General features: G+C 61.1%; 14 protein-coding genes. 5 read left to right on the top strand and 9 right to left on the bottom strand.

All coding sequences use genetic code 11. From position 1 onward, the window contains the following. Positions 1 to 92: 92 nt before the first annotated feature. Genes AC4CWH_RS25770 through AC4CWH_RS25780 form a run of 3 tightly spaced genes read left to right on the top strand, consistent with a single transcriptional unit; the run spans position 93 to position 3,828 of the window. The gene (locus tag AC4CWH_RS25770; protein WP_491287877.1) at positions 93 to 569 is read left to right on the top strand and encodes a (2Fe-2S)-binding protein; all 477 of its coding nucleotides are present in this window, start codon (positions 93 to 95) and stop codon (positions 567 to 569) included. Further along, on the top strand, positions 566 to 1,549 hold the full coding sequence (locus AC4CWH_RS25775; RefSeq protein WP_491322355.1) for an FAD binding domain-containing protein: 984 nt from the start codon (positions 566 to 568) through the stop codon (positions 1,547 to 1,549). The genes AC4CWH_RS25770 and AC4CWH_RS25775 overlap by 4 nt, the downstream gene beginning before the upstream one ends. Continuing rightward, positions 1,546 to 3,828: a xanthine dehydrogenase family protein molybdopterin-binding subunit gene (locus tag AC4CWH_RS25780; RefSeq protein WP_491322356.1), complete on the top strand. Its 2,283-nt coding sequence runs from the start codon at positions 1,546 to 1,548 to the stop codon at positions 3,826 to 3,828. The genes AC4CWH_RS25775 and AC4CWH_RS25780 overlap by 4 nt, the downstream gene beginning before the upstream one ends. 39 nt (positions 3,829 to 3,867) lie before the next feature. Here AC4CWH_RS25780 and AC4CWH_RS25785 read toward each other — a convergent pair whose 3' ends face one another. Further along, positions 3,868 to 5,016 carry a hypothetical protein gene (locus AC4CWH_RS25785; protein WP_491322357.1) on the bottom strand — a complete coding sequence of 383 codons (1,149 nt, stop codon included), beginning with the start codon at positions 5,014 to 5,016 and terminating at the stop codon, positions 3,868 to 3,870. Between AC4CWH_RS25785 and AC4CWH_RS25790 the strand changes: the two genes are divergently transcribed. Continuing rightward, positions 4,996 to 5,328 (top strand): hypothetical protein, encoded by a 333-nt coding sequence (locus AC4CWH_RS25790; protein ID WP_491322358.1) that lies wholly within the window; start codon positions 4,996 to 4,998, stop codon positions 5,326 to 5,328. The two genes, AC4CWH_RS25785 and AC4CWH_RS25790, sit on opposite strands and share 21 nt — an antisense overlap. Positions 5,329 to 5,417: 89 nt before the next feature. Further along, on the top strand, positions 5,418 to 6,251 hold the full coding sequence (locus tag AC4CWH_RS25795) for an undecaprenyl-diphosphate phosphatase (RefSeq protein ID WP_491322359.1): 834 nt from the start codon (positions 5,418 to 5,420) through the stop codon (positions 6,249 to 6,251). A 186-nt stretch (positions 6,252 to 6,437) separates the two neighbouring features. Here AC4CWH_RS25795 and AC4CWH_RS25800 read toward each other — a convergent pair whose 3' ends face one another. From AC4CWH_RS25800 to AC4CWH_RS25835, 8 genes are all read right to left on the bottom strand, one after another. Beyond that, a complete protein-coding gene (locus tag AC4CWH_RS25800) occupies positions 6,438 to 9,866 on the bottom strand; it encodes an autotransporter domain-containing protein (RefSeq protein WP_491322360.1) in 3,429 nt (1,142 codons plus the stop codon). 124 nt (positions 9,867 to 9,990) lie between these two features. Next, positions 9,991 to 10,275 carry a hypothetical protein gene (locus AC4CWH_RS25805; protein WP_491322361.1) on the bottom strand — a complete coding sequence of 95 codons (285 nt, stop codon included), beginning with the start codon at positions 10,273 to 10,275 and terminating at the stop codon, positions 9,991 to 9,993. A 255-nt stretch (positions 10,276 to 10,530) separates the two neighbouring features. Further along, positions 10,531 to 11,895 carry a plasmid replication protein RepC gene (repC, locus tag AC4CWH_RS25810; RefSeq protein WP_491322362.1) on the bottom strand — a complete coding sequence of 455 codons (1,365 nt, stop codon included), beginning with the start codon at positions 11,893 to 11,895 and terminating at the stop codon, positions 10,531 to 10,533. 277 nt (positions 11,896 to 12,172) lie between these two features. Continuing rightward, complete coding sequence (gene repB / locus AC4CWH_RS25815; RefSeq protein ID WP_491322363.1) at positions 12,173 to 13,171, bottom strand: plasmid partitioning protein RepB; 999 nt, start codon at positions 13,169 to 13,171, stop codon at positions 12,173 to 12,175. Then, a complete protein-coding gene (gene repA / locus AC4CWH_RS25820; protein WP_491322364.1) occupies positions 13,168 to 14,385 on the bottom strand; it encodes a plasmid partitioning protein RepA in 1,218 nt (405 codons plus the stop codon). Before repA ends, repB begins: the two co-directional genes overlap by 4 nt. Positions 14,386 to 14,921: 536 nt before the next feature. After that, a complete protein-coding gene (locus AC4CWH_RS25825) occupies positions 14,922 to 15,836 on the bottom strand; it encodes an ROK family protein (protein ID WP_491322365.1) in 915 nt (304 codons plus the stop codon). Next, positions 15,833 to 17,041, bottom strand: a complete 1,209-nt coding sequence (gene nagA, locus AC4CWH_RS25830) for an N-acetylglucosamine-6-phosphate deacetylase (RefSeq protein ID WP_491322366.1) — start codon at positions 17,039 to 17,041, stop codon at positions 15,833 to 15,835. Before nagA ends, AC4CWH_RS25825 begins: the two co-directional genes overlap by 4 nt. After that, positions 17,038 to 18,060, bottom strand: coding sequence for an SIS domain-containing protein (locus AC4CWH_RS25835; RefSeq protein ID WP_491322367.1), 1,023 nt, complete (start codon positions 18,058 to 18,060; stop codon positions 17,038 to 17,040). The genes nagA and AC4CWH_RS25835 overlap by 4 nt, the downstream gene beginning before the upstream one ends. Positions 18,061 to 18,071: the final 11 nt, after the last annotated feature.

Below are 18,071 nucleotides of genomic sequence, written 5' to 3' on the forward strand. Positions count from 1 at the left end.
ATAATGTTTCCGCGCATCCCGCGGCCGACCTTTACGGGCCGCCCGCCAACTGCCCCCCACGCATTTCCTCTTCGTTCCCATCAGGAGCCGTCATGACCCAAACCATTCCCCTGACGCTGGACATCAATGGAACACCGCATGCCCTTGCGGTGGAGCCACGCGTAACGCTTCTCGATGCGCTGCGCGAACAGCTTCACCTCACAGGCACCAAAAAGGGCTGCGATCAGGGCCAGTGCGGCGCCTGCACTGTGCTGGTCGATGGCCGCCGCGTTCTCTCCTGCCTGACACTTGCCGTCCAGGCGGAAGGCTGCGAGATCACCACGATCGAAGGCATCGCCGGCGAGAACGGCGAACTGCACCCGGTTCAGGCCGCATTCCTCGAACACGACGCCTTCCAGTGCGGTTATTGCACGCCGGGCCAAATCCTGTCGGCCGTTGCCTGCATCCGCGAAGGCCATGCCGGCTCCGACGCCGAAATCCGCGAATACATGTCCGGCAATCTCTGTCGGTGCGGAGCCTATAACACCATCGTTGACGCGGTGCGTCAGGCAGCGGAGGCAGCCCGATGAAAGATTTTACTTACTTGCGCGCGACTTCGCTGGACGATGCAAGCCTCAGGGCAAAGGAAGCTGGCGTTCTGCTGATGGCCGGCGGCACCACGCTTCTGGATCTGGCCAAATGCGGCGTAACAGAGCCGGATGCGGTGGTGGATATCGGGCGCCTTTCGGGCCTTGATGATATCCGCGTAACAGACGACGGTCTTCACATCGGCGCGCTCGCCCGCATGAGCGACGTGGCGGATCATCAGGGCATCAAGGCCGCTTTTCCCGCGATTGCCCAGTCGCTGTCGCTTGCCGCCTCGCCGCAGCTGCGCAACATGGCAACCATCGGTGGTAACCTTCTGCAACGCACGCGCTGCGCCTATTTCCGCGATCCCGGCGCATTTCCCGCCTGCAACAAACGCCAGCCCGGCAGCGGCTGTTCAGCCCTTGGCGGCGTCACCCGCAACCACGCGGTTCTCGGCACGAGCCCACACTGCATCGCAAGCTATCCCGGCGATCTTGCCGCAGCCCTCATCGCGTTCGATGCGGTGGTCGAACTGCAGGATCGTCAAATTGCGATTGCCGACTTCTTCCTTGAACCGGGCGACACGCCGCATGTCGAAACCGTGCTGCAGCCCGGCGAGATCGTCACCGGACTTTTTGTCCCCGCCTCCCCGGCAGCGCACTGTTCCACCTATCTGAAGGTGCGAGACCGTGCGAGTTACGAGTTTGCCGCAGCCAGCGCCGCCGTTGCGCTCGAACTGGACGAAGACGGACGCACGATCCGCGATCTGCGCGTGGCGCTTGGCGGCGTTGCCACCACACCCTGGCGCGCCCGTTCTATCGAACAGGCCCTGATCGGCAAGACGCTCGACGAAGACACCGTTGCTCAGGCAAGCCGGCTTGCCACGGAGGGCGCCGTTTCCCACGGCGACAACCATTACAAGATTGACCTTGTGCCGCGTGTCGTCACGCGCGCCATCCTGACGCTTGGAGGCCTTGCATGACCCTCATCGAACCCAGAAAGCATGGCGATGCCTCCGACGGCAGCCTCGGCCGCCACGTCGCCCGTCTCGATGGCCGCCGCAAGATTACCGGTGCTGCGACCTATGCGCTCGAACAGCCGGTCGAAAACCTCGTCCACGCCGTTCTTGTCCAGTCCACCATCGCATCCGGCCGCGTCGTGTCGGTCGACAAGGTGGCCGCCGAAGCCTCTTCCGGCGTGCTGATGGTGCTGACGCCGGACAAGGTGTTCAACATGATGGTTGCCTCCGACTGGAACGGCAACCGTGTGGACAAGGTGCCCTACCTGCCGCTGCCCGCCGAGGTGAACTACAACGGCCAGGCGGTGGCCGCCGTCATCGCCGAAACGTTCGAGCAGGCCCGGGAAGCCGCACGCCTGATCACGGTGAAGTACAAGGAAACGCCGGCGACCACGACCATCGCAGAGGCAGGCACCGGCAAGGTCACCGACCCGATGACCGTGGAGTGGGGCGATCCGGAGGCAGCCTTTGCCGCCGCCGACATCACCATCGAGGCCGAATACCGTACACCGCGCGAATATCACGTGCCCATCGAGCCGCATGGCCTGATTGCCAGCTGGCAGGACGACCAGCTGACGATCTGGGAGCCCAGCCAGTGGACGCATGGCATGGCGCGCACCTATGCCGAATGGTTCGAAATCCCGTTCGAGAATGTCCGCATCATCTCACCCTTCATCGGCGGCGGCTTCGGCTCCAAGGGCGGCGCCTATTTTTATGGCGCGGTGGCAGCACTTGCGGCACGGGAACTCGGCCGGCCGGTGAAGCTTGCCGTCACCCGGTCGCAAGGGTTTACCGCCTATGGCGGACGCGCGTCGACGCGCCAGACGCTGAAGCTCGGCGCTTCCGCAGATGGCGTACTGCAGGCGGTCATTCACCGCGGTGCCAACGAAACCTCGACCTATGCGGAGTTTCACGAGTCAACCGGGGCTGCAACGCCCATCATGTACGCGGTGAACAACTTTAGTTCGCAGCAGAGCCTGATCAAGGTGAACACCGTCACCCCCGGCGCCTTGCGCGCACCCGGCAAGAACCCGAGCGCCTATGGCATCGAATGCGCCATCGACGAGCTGTCCTATGCCGTCGGCATCGACCCGCTGGAGATCCGGCTGCGCAATTATGCCGATCACGATTACCAGTCCGGTAAACCGTGGTCGACGCGAAAGCTCAGGGAAGCCCTGATGGCCGGCGCCGAGCGTTTCGGGTGGTCGGATCGAACCGCTGCCCCGCGCTCCATGCGCGACGGCCGCACCCTGATCGGCTGGGGCATCGGCTGCGGCACGTTTCCAAACCTCACCAACAGCAGCGAGGCGATGATCCGCATCCTCTTAGACGGTAGTGTCGAGGTGGAAAGTGCTGGCATCGACATGGGCCAGGGCACCTATACGATCGTGGCCCAGACGGCAGCCGACGCGCTCGGTGTCGGCGTCGAGCAGGTCGACGTGAAGCTCGGCGATTCCCTGTCTGCCGGTGCGCCGGTTGCCGGCGGCTCCATGCTGGCGGGCTCCATCACCGGCGCCGTCCACAAGGCGGCACAGGCCGCCCGCGAGGAACTGATCGGGCTTGCGCTCAACGAGCCGAACTCGCCCTTTGCCACGTCCGGCGCCAACACGCTGATCATCGAGAACGGCCACATCAAAACATCGCGCGAAGACGGCCCATCGATGAGCATCGGCGAACTGATGGCCATGCTTGGCCGCGAGAGCCTGGAAGTGAAGCGCAACACCCTGCCCGAAGGCACGACAACTGAGGAAAAACAGAAAGCCTGGACGCATATGGCCAAGGTGCGCGGACCGACCGCCGGCGACTTTTCCATCCACAGCTGGGGCGCGCATTTCATCGAAGTGCGCGTCGATGAGGACTTTGGCACGGTGCGCGTCTCGCGCATCGTCTCCGCCTTCGATTGCGGCCGGCTGTACAACCCAAAACTTGCCGAAAGCCAGCTGCGCGGCGGCATCATCATGGGCATCGGCCAGGCACTGCTCGAGGAAGGGCTGGTCGATCCGCGCAACGGCCGTGTCGTCAACAACAATCTCGGCGATTACCTCGTGCCGACCAATGCCGACGTGCCGCTGATCGAGATCCTGTCGGTCGGAGAGCCGGATTTCGAAGCCTCCGTGCTCGGCGGCAAGGGCGTTGGCGAAGTGGGCATTGTCGGCGTGGCGCCGGCCATTGCAAACGCCGTCTTCCATGCCACCGGAAAACGGGTCCGCGACCTGCCGATCACGCTGGAAAAACTGCTCTGACAAACGCGGGCGACGCCTCAAGGCGTCGCCTTCCCGTCCTTAGGGAGCGCCGGGCGCTGATACATTCTCCACGGCATTCAATGCCGGGACCAGGTCTTGGAACGAGCGGGCCGCATAATCGGTGGTCAGTGCAGCAGGGAATGGCCCTGACGTCAGCAGCGTAAAATCGAACGAGCCCCTCCTGTCGGCGTTCAGCACATATTGCCGGTGAACGCGCAAAAAATCGCGCTTGATGCGCGCGTAACGCTCCGGCGACAAGAGGTGCTTGACGCGGATGGTGACAAGCGCTGCCTGCGGAGCCGATGGATGGCCGGTGATGGCGACGACCCGCGACTTGTAGAAATTGATCGGATCAGTCAGGCACTGCACCTCAAGCCATGAGACTTCCGGTGTCCGCGCAATAAGGCCGACGCGCCGACGCAAGTCCGTTGCGGAGCGCAGGAGCGCACATTGCAGAATGGCACCGCCGAGCGTGACGAACACAACGCGCTTGCCGGCAAGCGCATCCGGCTGCCGTTCCAGCAGCATGCCCAGCACCTGCACGGCAAGGCTTGAGCCCATGCTGTGCGAACTGATGACATATTCGTCCGCCTCTACCTCGAGCGCACGCCGCAGCGTCTCCACACGATCTTCAAGATACCGTTCCACGCTCGACGCCTTGCCACTGGCAACCGCGACGGCCATTTCCCAATCCGAAAACAGATGCAGCGTGTAAAACCGCTCCGCAAACGGCAGCAGGCCATAGCGGAAGAAGGCGCCTGCCAGCGGCAGGCTCCAGAGGTAATGCCAGTACACGAGGGAGAGCCAGTGCGGCAGAGCGGCCAGACCGAGACTGATGCCGATGCCTGATAGCATCAGGAGGAATGGAAAAAAGAAAAACAGCGCGAACCGCCAGCCATGGCGGAAATAACCGGCAAGCCCGCCTTGAACAACGACCTGTGCGGCGCTCCTGAAACCGGTCAGCAGGCGGTTTACCAGCGGGCGTTCGGCGAGTTCATCGACAAGGGTATCATGGTCGCAGATGTGGATCCGGCTGGTCGTCTGCCAAGTGTCCGATCCGGCAACGACGGTAAAACCTGCGCCCGAGGCATCGGCAGCAAGCGGTCCTATATCGGCGGAAAATCCCCAAACTTTTGCCATCTGCGCAGCTGTGCGCAGGAAGCGGCCATGATGGCCGGCCGTGGTCATTTTCTCAAAGCCGGGAAAGTGCAACACCACCCGCTTGCCTATTGCGACAGTCATTTTGGCCCGCACGTTCATGTCTTTACTATAATACACCAAGCAGTTCCCGCCGGTTTCGGCTCCGATGCCGGATTTTCCGGATCTTTTGGAACAACAGGCCTTTCGTGGGGCACTGCATCAATCGCGTGGCTAAAGCAAGGCATGATTTTTGTCTTGACCTGCATTTCCCTTGTCACGGCGCTACCGGTTCTCCCTGATGGCGGATCGGAAGCTGGCGGTCGTTTGTCGGCGCTCCTTGCCATCGCGGAACGCCTTTGACAAAAGAGCGGTGAGAGTTCGGGAGGAACACGCGCGCAATAACCGGCCTTCCCCGAAAGAAGAGGACCGGCAATAGGAGAGACTGCCACATGACGGTAAGCTGGACGGATGCAGCAATCCTGGGCCTGATACAGGGCCTGACGGAATTCCTGCCGGTATCATCGAGCGCACATCTGCGCATCGCCGGCGAATTTTTGCCCTCCGGGGCCGATCCCGGGGCAGCCTTCACCGCCATCACGCAAATCGGCACGGAAGCGGCGGTTCTCGTTTATTTCTGGTCGGATATCATGCGCATCGCCACCGCATGGTTGCGCCAGACCGTCCTGCGCGCACCCCATGATGCTAAGGACGCCCGCATGGGTTGGCTGATCATCCTTGGCTCGCTGCCCATCGTCGTGCTCGGCCTGCTGTTCAAGGACCAGATCGAGCATGGCCTGCGCAACCTCTATATCACCGCAACCGCGCTCATCGTGTTCGGCATCATCCTTGGCCTTGCCGACCGGATCGGCACCAAGGCGCGCACGCTGGATCACCTCACCTGGCGCGACGGCATCATTTTCGGGTTTGCCCAGGCCATGGCGCTTATTCCTGGCGTCTCCCGCTCGGGCGGCACGATCAGCGCCGGCCTTCTGATGGGTTATACGCGCGAAGCGGCGGCACGGTATTCGTTCCTGCTCGCAGTGCCCGCCGTTTTCGGTTCCGGTTTTTACCAGTTGTTCAAAAGCATCGGGCAGGACAACCCGGTGGGTGCCGGCCAGACGGCGCTTGCGACGCTCATTTCCTTCGTGGTCGGCTACGCGGTGATCGTCTTTTTTCTGAAGCTGGTCTCCACCCGCAACTATCTGCCCTTCGTCTATTACCGCGTTGTCATCGGCCTTGCCATCATCGCTCTCCTCGCCACCGGCAAGCTTTCCGCTCTCTGAGGACGCGTCAACCGGGGTCAGCCGTCGATGCGCAGCACGACGCGGCCCCGGATACGGCCATCCACAATATCCGCTGCCAGCTGCGGCAGCGCCGACATCGGCTCGATGCGCATCAACTCTTTCAGATGTAGCTTGCCCGCTCAGGCGCACTGCACCACGCGCTTGGTGACAGCGGGCACGAAACCGTCAGAACCGGACGTCAAACCGCGCCTTTATCTGGTTCTGCCAGTCCCCCTCTCCTGCTTGAGCTGCATAAGACAGACCAAAGCTTGCGCCATCGGAGACGGGCAGAGAAACAGCCGCACCGACAAGGGCAACGTCGCGGGCAATCGGGGTGCCGGAAACGGAGAATGTTTCGCCCGTCGCGAAGCGATTGATTGACCCCGGCGTCTCATCACCAAAGGCGTGGCGCCAGGCAAGTTGACCGTGCACAGTGGCTGCCATGCCAGCAAACTCAAGCGGTGTTTGAGCACGCAAGCCCATGGTGGCATAGGTGACGGCGTCGTGGTTGTCTGCGACGGACAGTGCGGCATCCCCGCCTGTTTCATCAAAACCGTCCGTATGCGTGCGCACATGGGCCAGCCCGGCGAACGGGGAAAATTCGACACCGCCTGCGTCGAGCGAAACACTTGCCTCAGCAAATATCTGTGCCGTGCCACCGTCATAGTCGGCGCTCAGCCTGTTGCTCAGACCGTTGAAGTCCACGGTTCGGTCCGTATTGATCTGATGCATCGTATAGCTGCCGCCAAGCCGCAGATCGACACCTCCCACAGCACCGCCGCCATAGATCCCGAGCGAATAATTGTCGGCGGTCGCATGGCTTGAGCGGCCATCCACATCAACGCTGGTGCGGCTGTAAGCGGTGGCCAAGCCAAGGCGCCAGCCATCCGTCAGGTCACCGTCGAGGCCCGTAACGAAGCCGCCGGTGTTTCGGCGAATATCGGCCGCGTTGCCGTCCCCTCCCCCGTCACGCCAACCGCCGAAGGCCGACATCCAGAAGCCGCGGCCGCCAGTGCCGTCGCCCTGTGAAAGACGGTCCATGAGCCCGTCGCGCAGAAATGCGCTATCCTCCAAAAGGACGCCGCGAAGCGATGCATGGCTTTCACCCGAGAGCTGATCATAGGCGCCGGGCACTGCCGCATCGGTCAATGTTGCAACGGCATTCCAAAGAGATCCACCGGTCGCCATCACATCGAAGGCTGCGCCGACGGCGCGCTGGTTGCCGGTTCTGCCGAGGCTTGCAAAGTTCACGCCGTTGCGGGCAAGCGTCAGGTAAACATTGTTGGCATCGTAAGCGAGGACCCCGTCGAGGAAGGCAAAGCTGTCCGTCAGCGAACCGAAGGTGCCGTTGATGCCGCCATCCGCCGTGATAATCGTATAGCGGGTGCCGATCGTGTAAGCGCTGCCATCATCCGTGCCATTTTCTGGCTCAAAATGCACCAGCGCCCCGGAACTGATCGAGGCGATCCCCGTCGCGTGCAGAAGATCGCTCGCACCGGTCTGATCGATCTCCACGGAATAGGTCGAACCGGAGGCGAAGTTGATATCGGCCACCGTCAGCGTGCCGATGGAATTGCCGGGAGCAACCGTGGCGCCACTGGCAACACTGACATTGCCCATCGTTCCCGAACCGCCAAGCGTTGCACCAGCCTCAACATCCGTCACGACAGAAAGCGTCGCGGTATCCACAGATACGAAACCGCCCGATATCTGCAGGCTGCCGGTAAAATCCGTGTAATCGCCCGTCAGATAGGTCGAGCCGGAATCAAATTCCAGGGTGCCATTACCGTCGACATCGGCCGCAAACGTGTAGTGGTTGTCGCTGTGATCAAAAACGATCTTGCCGGTGCCATCGCCGAAGGACACGCTGTTGGTGTTGATGGCGCCTGCTGCTGCGCCAATGGTCAAGGTACCCTCGGAAGCGGCATCGCCGGCGATGACGATCCGGTCAGCCTGGATGACAGCACCGTTGCTGATAACCAGCGATCCATCTCCTTCAAGGCCGACAGACAATTGATTGGTGACATTGATGCTGGAGCCTGCACCCGTCAGTGTCACCTGCCCGAAGGACCCTGCTTCGTTGCCGATATGAAGCATGCGGCCGGATACCGAACCGCCGCTTGCGATCGTGAGGTATCCTTCCCCAAAACGGCCGACGTTCAGATCGCCGGAATACTGAATGTTCGGATCGACGTGCGCACTCCAGGTGGAGCCGGTTCCGGTCACCGTCATACGCCCCTCAGAGCCGGAGAGATCGCCGAGTGTTCCCTGCAATCCGTCGATCACACCCCCTGCAGAAATGGTCACGACGCCTTCGGTGGCCGATTGGTAACCGACAATGAAAGTACTGCTCATGTCCCAGCGCGAGCCGGCGCCTGTTACGGTGATCTGTCCGGTTGAACCTGTGACGGTGCCCACATAACCGGCTGTACTGGTGACGACACCGCCGGCTGATACGGTAAGCGACCCAGACCCCTCATTGCCGACATAGAGTTCGGCCGTATTATCAAAGCGGCTACCGGCACCATCGACCGTCGCTTCACCTGTACTGCCCGCATACCAGCCGATGATTGCGCCTGCCGCATCGACGGTGCCCGTGTTGGTGATCTCAAGCTTGCCTTCTCCCTCCTGGCCGACAAAAACACGGCCGGTAACGTCAAGGTCTGAATCATTAACGATGAGACTGCCATCCCCTGATGTGGTGATACCGAGCTTGACCGCTCCCACGGTTGCCGAAGCACCGTTTTTCAGCTCAAGTTCTGCATCCGTTGCGCTTGCAATGTTGACGTCACCGGTAACGGTGAGGCTGCTCGTTGCTCCGTCAATCGTCACCTTGCTGCCGGATGCCGTCGCAAGGCTGCCGATGGAGAGGCTCCCCGTTTCGACAGCACCGCCATCCGTCACAGTCAGCAACCCAAGGCCGCCGCCGCCAACCACCATTGTCCCGGAATTGTCAAAGAGAGACCCGGTACCATCAACCACGACCGTACCTTGGGTATTGTTCCCGTCCGCGATGTTTGCGCTGGCACTGGTGACAGTGGAACCGGAATAGATGTGCAGATATCCCGTGCCGCCATGGGTTGCGTCCCCGCCATAGCCAACATAGATCGCGCCCGTCGCGGTGAGTTCTGCGCCATCTTGCAGCCGCACCGTGCCGACACCATCTGCCGCCGAGCCCAGATAGACATCAACAGATGAAACGGCAGAGCCGTCCAGAATATCAACCTCACCTGTTCCACCATGGCCCACATAGATGGCAGAACTGTTGGCCCACAGGCTTGCAGTCCCACCGGACACCGTAAGGGTGCCGGAAGAGCCGGCATTGTAACCGAGTGTGACACTGTTAGAGGTCAGATCATCCTCCAAAGTCAGGTCGGCCACACCGCTTACACCAATGAGCAGGTCCTTCACCGCTCCTGCCGTGCCGACCACGACACCTGGAGCATCAATCCGGGCATCATCCGCAGATGTGGGCGCATGGCCGTCCCATACCCAGTTGCTGTCGGTGAACCAGTCGCTTGTGCCGGCTCCCCCGGACCACGAAACACTGCCGGCATGGGCGTGACCAACATCCAGAGACTGAACTGCAAGAAGTCCAAGAGCGGTCGAGATCAACAATCTCCGGCGCCGGTGGAGCCCAGGAAAATTCAAAACCGGAAACATTGTTTACCCTCCCACAGGCACTCAATAAAGTTGTTTGGGACTTATTAACGTGCAGAAAAGGCTGTTACAATCATTTTCACCTGATTTTTTGAAACCGGATAGGAGAATTGGCGGCCATTGCTTCAACCCTGCAAGCATCTATGTCACTCTTGATCGCAGTATAACCGCGACCTGAAGAAGATGGAGACAGGCTCGCTTTTCTGTGCTGGACAGTCATCAGGCGCATCCGCGCGTTTTTATTGATCTCAGCGGTCTGGAGCAAAGCCAGTTCCGAGGCGAGAGCCTGGGCAAAACTCGCTTTCCAATCGACCAGACCAAGGGCTATGCGCGGTATCAGGTGATAATTTACAAGAAAGCGCACGCCCTTTGTTTTCTGAACAATGCGCGATAAAATTCCAAGCCATCTTTTGACTGCTCCGCCCCAAAGGCCACAGGCGCACCTGTGACCGGATACCGCCACATCTTGCCTTTCTCGTAACCTGACCTAATGCCCGTCCGCCTGAAAAGCCGCACCGGAAAACGATGAGGTGCCAGATCCTTGCCTGAACTCATCATAAAAATCGCCGCTCCCGTACCGGTACAACTGGATGCGCCTAGGCAAGATAGCCGCCTCCCCTCACCCGGTTTTCCGTTCACTTCCGCCGTTCTGTCTCATCAGCGCCATGACCATGGGCGCAAGCGAGAACTCGCCGCGTTCGGCCTTTCGCGTCAGATCGCGCAGGTAACCGCCGGCGGAATTGATCTGCCCGGCCCGTTCCAGAATGCAGGCCATGACGATGGCCGCATTTTCAGCCCCGAGGATTTCGCAGGCGTTCTGGTAGGCCGACGGGCTGACGCCGAGCATTGAGCGGGTGACGACGGCGGCGACCAGAAGATCGCGCCAGCTGCGGATATCACCGTCCGGGCCGTAATCGAGGATCTGCGGGCAGGCTTTCAGCACCATCGGCAAGGGCAGTGGTTTTAACCGCTCGGCAAGTTTTTCGCGCAATTGCCTATTACGCCCGCCGGCTGGGTCAGCGGCGGAACCGGAACCGGAACCGGAACCAGAAATGGAAACACCATCGTTTGCAGCATCGGTTTCAGAGGCTGGCCCTTTTGCCCACTCCTCCCCTGTCGTCCCGGCTTGCCGTGTCTTATTGGCATTCGGGTTTTCGCCCTGCTTTTTTTCTAAAGCGGGTTCAAGTTCATTAAAGGATTCGGGTTTTGAATTCTGTATGTGATAGCCAGAATGGATAGCACTGGCGTCTGTTTTTTGGCTTTTAAGCTGTATTTCCAGAATGTTGAGCACTTCATCGCGCAACATCTGCATGTCTTCCAGGATTGCGGTCACCGATGCGAGATCCGCACGGCGCGGAAGGCGGGCCACAAGTGCGATATAATGGCTCTCGACCACATCCCAATTGCCGGACGCGCCCTCTTCGATGGCCGCCGTAATCAGCTTGCGGATATCGCGACGGCAGATCGTCAGCGCTTCACGTGCCTGCGACAGCGCTCGCCGTTCGGCAGCGACCGATTGTGCCAGATGGGCAAACTCTTCCGAGCGCAACAGAAGCGGTGCCAGGCTAAAACCAAAGGCCTGCTCGATCTCGCCACCGGCCTGACGGCGCACATAACGTTTGCCGTTGGGGCTATCGCGGCGATGGAGAAGTCCTGCGTCGACCAGGGCTGCCAGATGCCGGCGTAGCGTCGTTCCCGCAATGCCGTGGGCGCGAAGGCTCAGTTGCTCGTTGGAGGGAAACACCACGAGCCCCTTTTCCTGGCAAAGGTCGGTTTCTGGGTAAAAGCTCAGAAGCGCGTTCAGCACCGCAAGGCTTCGATCCTGCAGTCCAAGCTTTTCGCGCGCTTCCGCGACATCGCGAAACAGCTTCCATTTGTCCACCACCTTGCCGGCGCGGATGTCCTCCGCCTGCATTTGCCCTTTCACGAGCGCAAGCGAAACCCCACGCCGCCCAAAGGGCGTCGTCACTCCATGCGTCTGCATTGTCCTTCACCTTCAAACAGGCAAAAGATCCCGGCCCGTCAAAACAGACGGCTGTAAAAGCTTGACAGCGATTCGGGGAAATGCGATTCTCAACTTGCTACAGATCGAGAAGGGCTTCCACGACGTCAGTCGCTTGGGGGCCTTTTTCTTTTGCGGTTCAAATCTCCTGTTTCATTGTGGCCTGTGATCAATCCGTTCGTGGTGAGCGGACTGAACCTGTGATTTGTCATTCCGGCTTGCCTCGTTACCAGGCTGCCATTGTCAGCTGACAATCAGGCTAGTCGCCCGATGTCTGCGCGTCCTGTTCTTCGAACTCCGCCACCAGCTGCGGCATGCGTTCCGCCATGAAAACGGCAAAGGCCTGCGAGCGAATGGCAAGTTTTGCCCCCCTGCCCGAGCGGGACAGCGTCGCGAGAACGGCACCCTTGCGGGTCTTGACCGGCTCATCGGAAAGCCTGCTCTTCTGCTCTGGTGCTGCCTCGTTCAGCGCGGCCCAGAGGCTGGCAAACCGGTCATTGCTGTCTGCCGCGCCAAATTCCTCTGCCGATGTCAGCGTCATGGCCTTGCGCGCCAATGGCGCTGTCTTCAGTCGGTCTGCAAGCGCCAGCCAGCGCGGCCGGCCGATCTTGGGTGCCGGGCCGATAGCCAGGATAATATCGTCCGGAACCGCCTGCGCCACCTGCAACAGGCGGGACACTTCCGGTTTGTCGACGGACAGCGCCTGCGCGATCGTTTCACGATCAAAGCCATGCTCGTCCATCCGCCGGGCAAAAAGCGACCGCTCGATAAAGCTCAAATCGACGCGCTGACCATTTTCCTGGCCCTGCGCAAGGATCAGCTCCTCATCCGTCAGCTGGCGGATGACCGCCTTCACCTTCAGCCCAAGCTCGCTTGCCGCGCGCAGACGCCGGTGACCATAGGCGGCCTGGTAAAGTTTTGGTTTGTCCGGATGCGGACGAACAAGGATCGGTACCTGCTGACCGTTCTCGCGTATGGATGCCTTCAGCGCCTCCAGCGTCACGTCAAGACGTACGGGAATGCGGTCCTGGATGAAGGCCGCTTCCACCTGCGCCGGATCAAGTTCCACCACCCGGTCGCCCTGGGCAATGGTTTCGCGCAACACCTTGGCGGCCGCCGCTTCCTCGTTGAGACGTCCGAGAGACATGTTCATCGCCCGCACGGCACCTGCCGGGCGGTGAGCCTGTTGCGGGCTCTGATCGAGCTTCTTCGGGTCGGTGGAGCCCACCATGCCCTTCAGGATGTCGCGTCCCTTCATGCTCGTCCCCATGCACTGCGAATCAACTGCTCGACCTCACCATTGACACCGTCCATCGCCTCGACAGCACGGTCGTAGGTCTGGCGGTGCATGGTTTCGCGACCAGCCTCATAGATCGTCTGCTTTGACAGCCCCGCATCCGAGACTGCGGTGGATTTGACCATCATCGAGGTCAGCACCCGCTCATTAAACAGGCTGCGCAGGAAGGCCACGATCTGCGCCTGCGGGCCATCATTGGCCTCATAGCGTGTCACCAGGTAGCGCATCCAGTCGTATTGCAGATTGCCGCCAGCTTCCTTGACGACGGCGAGAAGATCGGACGTCATCGCGAGAAACTGGTTCATCGATGCGACATCCAGCATCTGCGGATGTACGGTGATGAGAACCGAGGTTGCCGCACACAAAGCCGAAAGCGTCAGAAAACCGAGCGTCGGCGGGCAGTCGATCACCACCACATCATAACGATCGTCAAGCGAGGCAAGCGCATTGCCCACCCGCATGAAGAACATGTCGGTATCGGTGCGGTCATTATCGGCGAGCGCGCGCGGTGTATCGTGCTCGAACTCGTGCAGTTCCAGATTTCCGGGGATCAGATCGAGGCCGGGGAAATAGGTTTCCCGCACCACCTCGTCCACGGCGCGCCGATGTTCGTCATAGCGGATTGCGCCGTACAGCGTCTCGTTGTCGTTGACGTCAAACTCTGGCTGGAACCCAAGCATCGCCGACATGGAAGCCTGCGGATCGAGATCAACGGCAAGCACCCGGTAACCGCGGAGCGCCAGATACTGGGCCACATGAATGGCGGTGGTCGTCTTGCCGGACCCGCCCTTGAAATTGGTGACGGCAATGACCTGCAGATGGTCGCCAGGGCGACGGCCTGGCAGATAGGCGGGCTTGGTCTTGCCGAGATGCCGGCGGATGGCATTGATCTCTTCCAGCGAAAACGTACGCCGGCCGGACGCCGTCTTTTCGGAAGAGACCGTTTCTTCCTGCGCTGCCAGATGGCGCACATAACTGTCGGTGACGCCGAGAAGGCGTGCGACTTCGGTACTGCTGAACCGGCGCAGCTCCTTGCGGGCGTTGGGCGAGAACAGCTTTTCGAAAAGGATCTGCAACTGCCCGCTCAAAATCGCGGAATCATTACCGATCGTCTCATCGATCGAACGCGTTTCTGGCTTTCTCATTTTGTCGGCAATTGCGTTCTTGTTCGGCATTCACGGAAAACCCGGTAAATTGGTAAGGTTATCGCAAATAGGGGCCGAGTCTGTGTTGGCGTCAAGCAGTTTTTGGTCAACCGTCCGGATGCAGGAATTTTATACAGGGTTTTCAGGGATTTGATTCAATTGTCAGCTGACAATCGCGCCAAAAACACGCCCGATCGCGGGGCCAAAGTTCTTCTAGCGAAGAATCGGAGGAGGGGGAAGGCCGTGATTCTAGGGGTCGCCATGGCTTGTCCCGGCCCGATTCTCATCCAAGCATCGCCCCATCTGTCGGCGAGCATCGTCATCACAGGGCAGGCCCGCAACAGCATAAGGCCCGCAAGACCGGTTTGACGCAAGATGCTTTGGCGCGAAGGCAGGGCATCAGGCCGCGGCATGGGAAAGGGACGCGCTGTCGGGCCCATGCTCGCCGTCCGAAAAAGGCCTCGTCATCTGGTGCCACGTCCACCGACGTCACGCTGCGCACCGTTCTACGACATCAGAGGCGAAAGGGGAGGGGAGGGGAGGCCGACGCGGCCACCCCGTGTTGTTCACACCGTGGCCGTCGCGGCAAGGCCGAGGAGGGCTGCGCCGATCAGCCCCGGCTCGATCTGGCATTCCGCCTTCACCACAAGAGGACGGTCGAACTTGCGCAGGATGCGGGCTCGCACCGCGCGGTCGATCTCGCCCAGCAGTTCCAGCGAATTGGACAGCCCCCCGCCAACCGGCATGATCGTCGCCCCGGTGACATTGGCAACCAGCGCCAGCGGCGAGGCCAGCACATCGACATAGACATCGATGGTGCGGGAGGCATCCGCCTCCTGTCGCTGCCAGGCCCTGATGATCTCTTCGCTGGTCAACGTCGTCCCGTGCAGATGGGCGTGCAGCTTTTCCATGCCACGCGCGCTGCACACCGCATCGATACATCCGTCGAGGCCGCAGCCGCAGCGGAAACGCGGCAACTGGGCCGGCGGGTTTCCGGCCTGCGTTGCCGCAACCGGCGCATGGCCCCATTCCCCGGCAAAGCCACCCTCGCTGTTGATAAGCCTGCCATCGATCACCAGGCCACCCCCGACGCCAGTGCCGAGAATGACCCCGAATACAACGCGATGTCCCCGGCCAGCACCAATACCCGCTTCCGCCAGCACAAAGCTGTCGGCATCATTGGCAATCTTCACCGGAAGGCCGAGTGCTGCCTGCAGATCCTCCTGCAACAGTCGCCCGTGGATGCAGGGCACGTTGGCCACGACCGCGCGCCGGCTGTCAGGATCGATGATGCCGGCAATCGACAGCGCCACGCAATCAGGTTTTTCCGGCGAAAGATCGATGACGGAGCGCATAGTGGCAACGAAGGCATCGAAATCATGCAGCGGCGTCGGCTGGCGCGGCACCGGGCGGATATCCTGTGGCGACCAGGCCATCGCTCCCTTGATGGCCGTGCCACCGATGTCGAAACAGACGATCATGACCGGGCAATCTCTTGGCGTGCGGTGTAAACGCACTGTCCGCCGATCCAGGTGGAAAGCAAACCGAGCTTGTTGTCCAGCATGATGAAATCTGCATCCCTGCCCGCCATCAACTGTCCCTTCGTGTCTGCGCCAATGGCTTCTGCCGGATAAAGAGAGGCCATGTTGAGCGCATCGGCAAGCGGAAGGTTCAGCCTCTCATGCACGAAACGCACGCAGGACAGCATGTCAATATCAGCGCCTGCAAGCGTGCCATCGGCAAGCGTCAGGCGTCCGTCGCGGCGGTAGACTTGGCGCCCGTTCAGCTCAAAGCCCGTCTCGTCCGTCCCGATTGTCGACATGGCGTCCGTCACGAGGAAAATCCGGGCGGGCCCCTGCTTGGCGCGCAGCGCAATCGCCATCGACAGCGGATCAACATGAAATCCATCGGCAATCAGGCCGCAGGAGAACCGCCCGTCGCCCAGCGCTGCCCCGACAACGCCCGGCTCACGATTGCCGAGCTGGCTCATCGCATTGAACAGGTGGGTCACCATCGATGCTCCCGCATCGGCATAGGCAATGGCTGTTGCCGCATCGACATCGGTATGGCCAAGGCTCACCACATAACCGGCAGCTTTCAACCTGTTCACCTGCTGCGGCGTGACGTTTTCCGGCGCAATGGTGATCAGCGCCTTGCCGAACGCGCCCGCTGCTTCGATGAGAACGGCAAGATCAGCCTGCGTCATCGGGCGGATCAGGGCGGGATCATGCGTGCCCTTGCGCGCGATGGAAAGATGCGGGCCTTCCAGATGCAGGCCAAGAAAGCCGGGAATGCGGTTTTCGTGCGCCGTGCAGCCGGCGGAAAGGACAGCCGTTCGCAGGTCCACGGTGTCAGTGATCAATGTTGCCATCAATGCCGTCGTCCCAAAACGCGCATGGGCCGCGCAAATCGTGGCGATGCCCTCGAGGGTGGGCTGATTGTTGAGCAGCACTCCGCCACCGCCGTTCACCTGCAGGTCGATGAAACCGGCCGCAATCAGTGCGCCCTGTGCATCGATGCGGGGGAGGGGGGGCAAAGCGACATCTTCAGGCAGGATGGCGACGATCTTGCCGGCCGCCACCAGAAGCACATGCCTTTCCAGAAAGCGGTGACCATCGAAGATCCGGCCGCCTGTCACCATCATGTCGGTGGGCTGCATGTCGGCAGGCTGGAACGGCGTGCTCATCGCGTCTCCGTCACTTTCTTCAAGGCCGCCGGCTTGTCGGGGTTGAACCCGCGCCGAAGCGAGAGCGCCTCCACCATGCCGTAATAGGGAATGATGAGGCAGAGCGCATCGGTCAGCGGGTGCCCGGTTTCCACCACCGGCAGGACCGCAGGTCCGTTGCCGCGGCTGGACGTGAGGTAGATCGCGGCATTCTTTTCCACCAGCCGCGAGGCGGTCTCGGCAACGGACGCTTCGGCCTTGTCGCGGGCGGCAAAGGCGATGATCGGAAAATTCGCCGCAACCAGCGAGACCGGGCCGTGCAGAACCTCGGCGGAGGAATAGGCCTCCGCATGCAGTTCGCAGGTTTCCTTGCATTTCAGCGCCGCCTCCGAGGCAATCGCCAGGGAAGGGCCGCGGCCCAGCATGTAAAGCGAATCGCACGTGGCGAGCGGCTCCACCAGTTCGCTCCAGTCAAGCGACAGTGCCTTTTCAAAATGCGCCGGCAGATCGGCCACCGCCTTTGCCAGCACCGCATCGCCCTTCCAGGCTGCCAGAATGGCAAGACCGGTGACGATGGAATTCACGAAGGATTTCGTCGCGGCAACGGCAATTTCCGGGCCGGCCTTGATGTCGATGGCCATGGTTGCCGCATCGGCAAGCGGGGAGGGGACCGTGTTGGCCAGCGCAATCGTCAGCGCCCCGCCGGCCTTTGCGGTTTTTGCCAGGGATACGATGTCAGGGCTTGCGCCCGACTGCGAGACCGCAATGGCGGCTGCCCGCTCCAGCCGCAGCGGCGCCTCGTAGATGGAACTTAGCGATGGCCCGAGCGAGGCGACCGGGATGCCAAGCTCCAGTTCGATGGCATATTTCAAAAAATGCGCCGCATGATCGGAAGAGCCGCGCGCGATTGTGACGACGACAGCGGGATCACGTTCGCGCAGAGCCTTGCCTGCCGCCTCGATGGCTGCATGGCTGGTGGCAAGAAGGTTTGCGGCGACGGCCGGGATCTGGTCGATCTCCTGGCGCATGATGGAAGTCATGAAAAAGCCTT

Source organism: Neorhizobium sp. PAMB6716 (assembly GCF_058242805.1).

Bases quoted from the DNA above. Each gene is read 5' to 3' on its own strand.
- AC4CWH_RS25780 (WP_491322356.1), top strand. From the start codon at position 1,546: ATGACCCTCATCGAACCCAGAAAGCATGGCGATGCCTCCGACGGCAGC.
- AC4CWH_RS25790 (WP_491322358.1), top strand. From the start codon at position 4,996: ATGATGGCCGGCCGTGGTCATTTTCTCAAAGCCGGGAAAGTGCAACAC.
- AC4CWH_RS25785 (WP_491322357.1), bottom strand. From the start codon at position 5,016: ATGACCACGGCCGGCCATCATGGCCGCTTCCTGCGCACAGCTGCGCAG.
- AC4CWH_RS25835 (WP_491322367.1), bottom strand. From the start codon at position 18,060: ATGACTTCCATCATGCGCCAGGAGATCGACCAGATCCCGGCCGTCGCC.
- AC4CWH_RS25775 (WP_491322355.1), top strand. From the start codon at position 566: ATGAAAGATTTTACTTACTTGCGCGCGACTTCGCTGGACGATGCAAGC.
- AC4CWH_RS25770 (WP_491287877.1), top strand. From the start codon at position 93: ATGACCCAAACCATTCCCCTGACGCTGGACATCAATGGAACACCGCAT.
- repA (WP_491322364.1), bottom strand. From the start codon at position 14,385: ATGCCGAACAAGAACGCAATTGCCGACAAAATGAGAAAGCCAGAAACG.
- repB (WP_491322363.1), bottom strand. From the start codon at position 13,171: ATGAAGGGACGCGACATCCTGAAGGGCATGGTGGGCTCCACCGACCCG.
- AC4CWH_RS25795 (WP_491322359.1), top strand. From the start codon at position 5,418: ATGACGGTAAGCTGGACGGATGCAGCAATCCTGGGCCTGATACAGGGC.
- AC4CWH_RS25825 (WP_491322365.1), bottom strand. From the start codon at position 15,836: ATGATCGTCTGTTTCGACATCGGTGGCACGGCCATCAAGGGAGCGATG.
- repC (WP_491322362.1), bottom strand. From the start codon at position 11,895: ATGCAGACGCATGGAGTGACGACGCCCTTTGGGCGGCGTGGGGTTTCG.
- nagA (WP_491322366.1), bottom strand. From the start codon at position 17,041: ATGAGCACGCCGTTCCAGCCTGCCGACATGCAGCCCACCGACATGATG.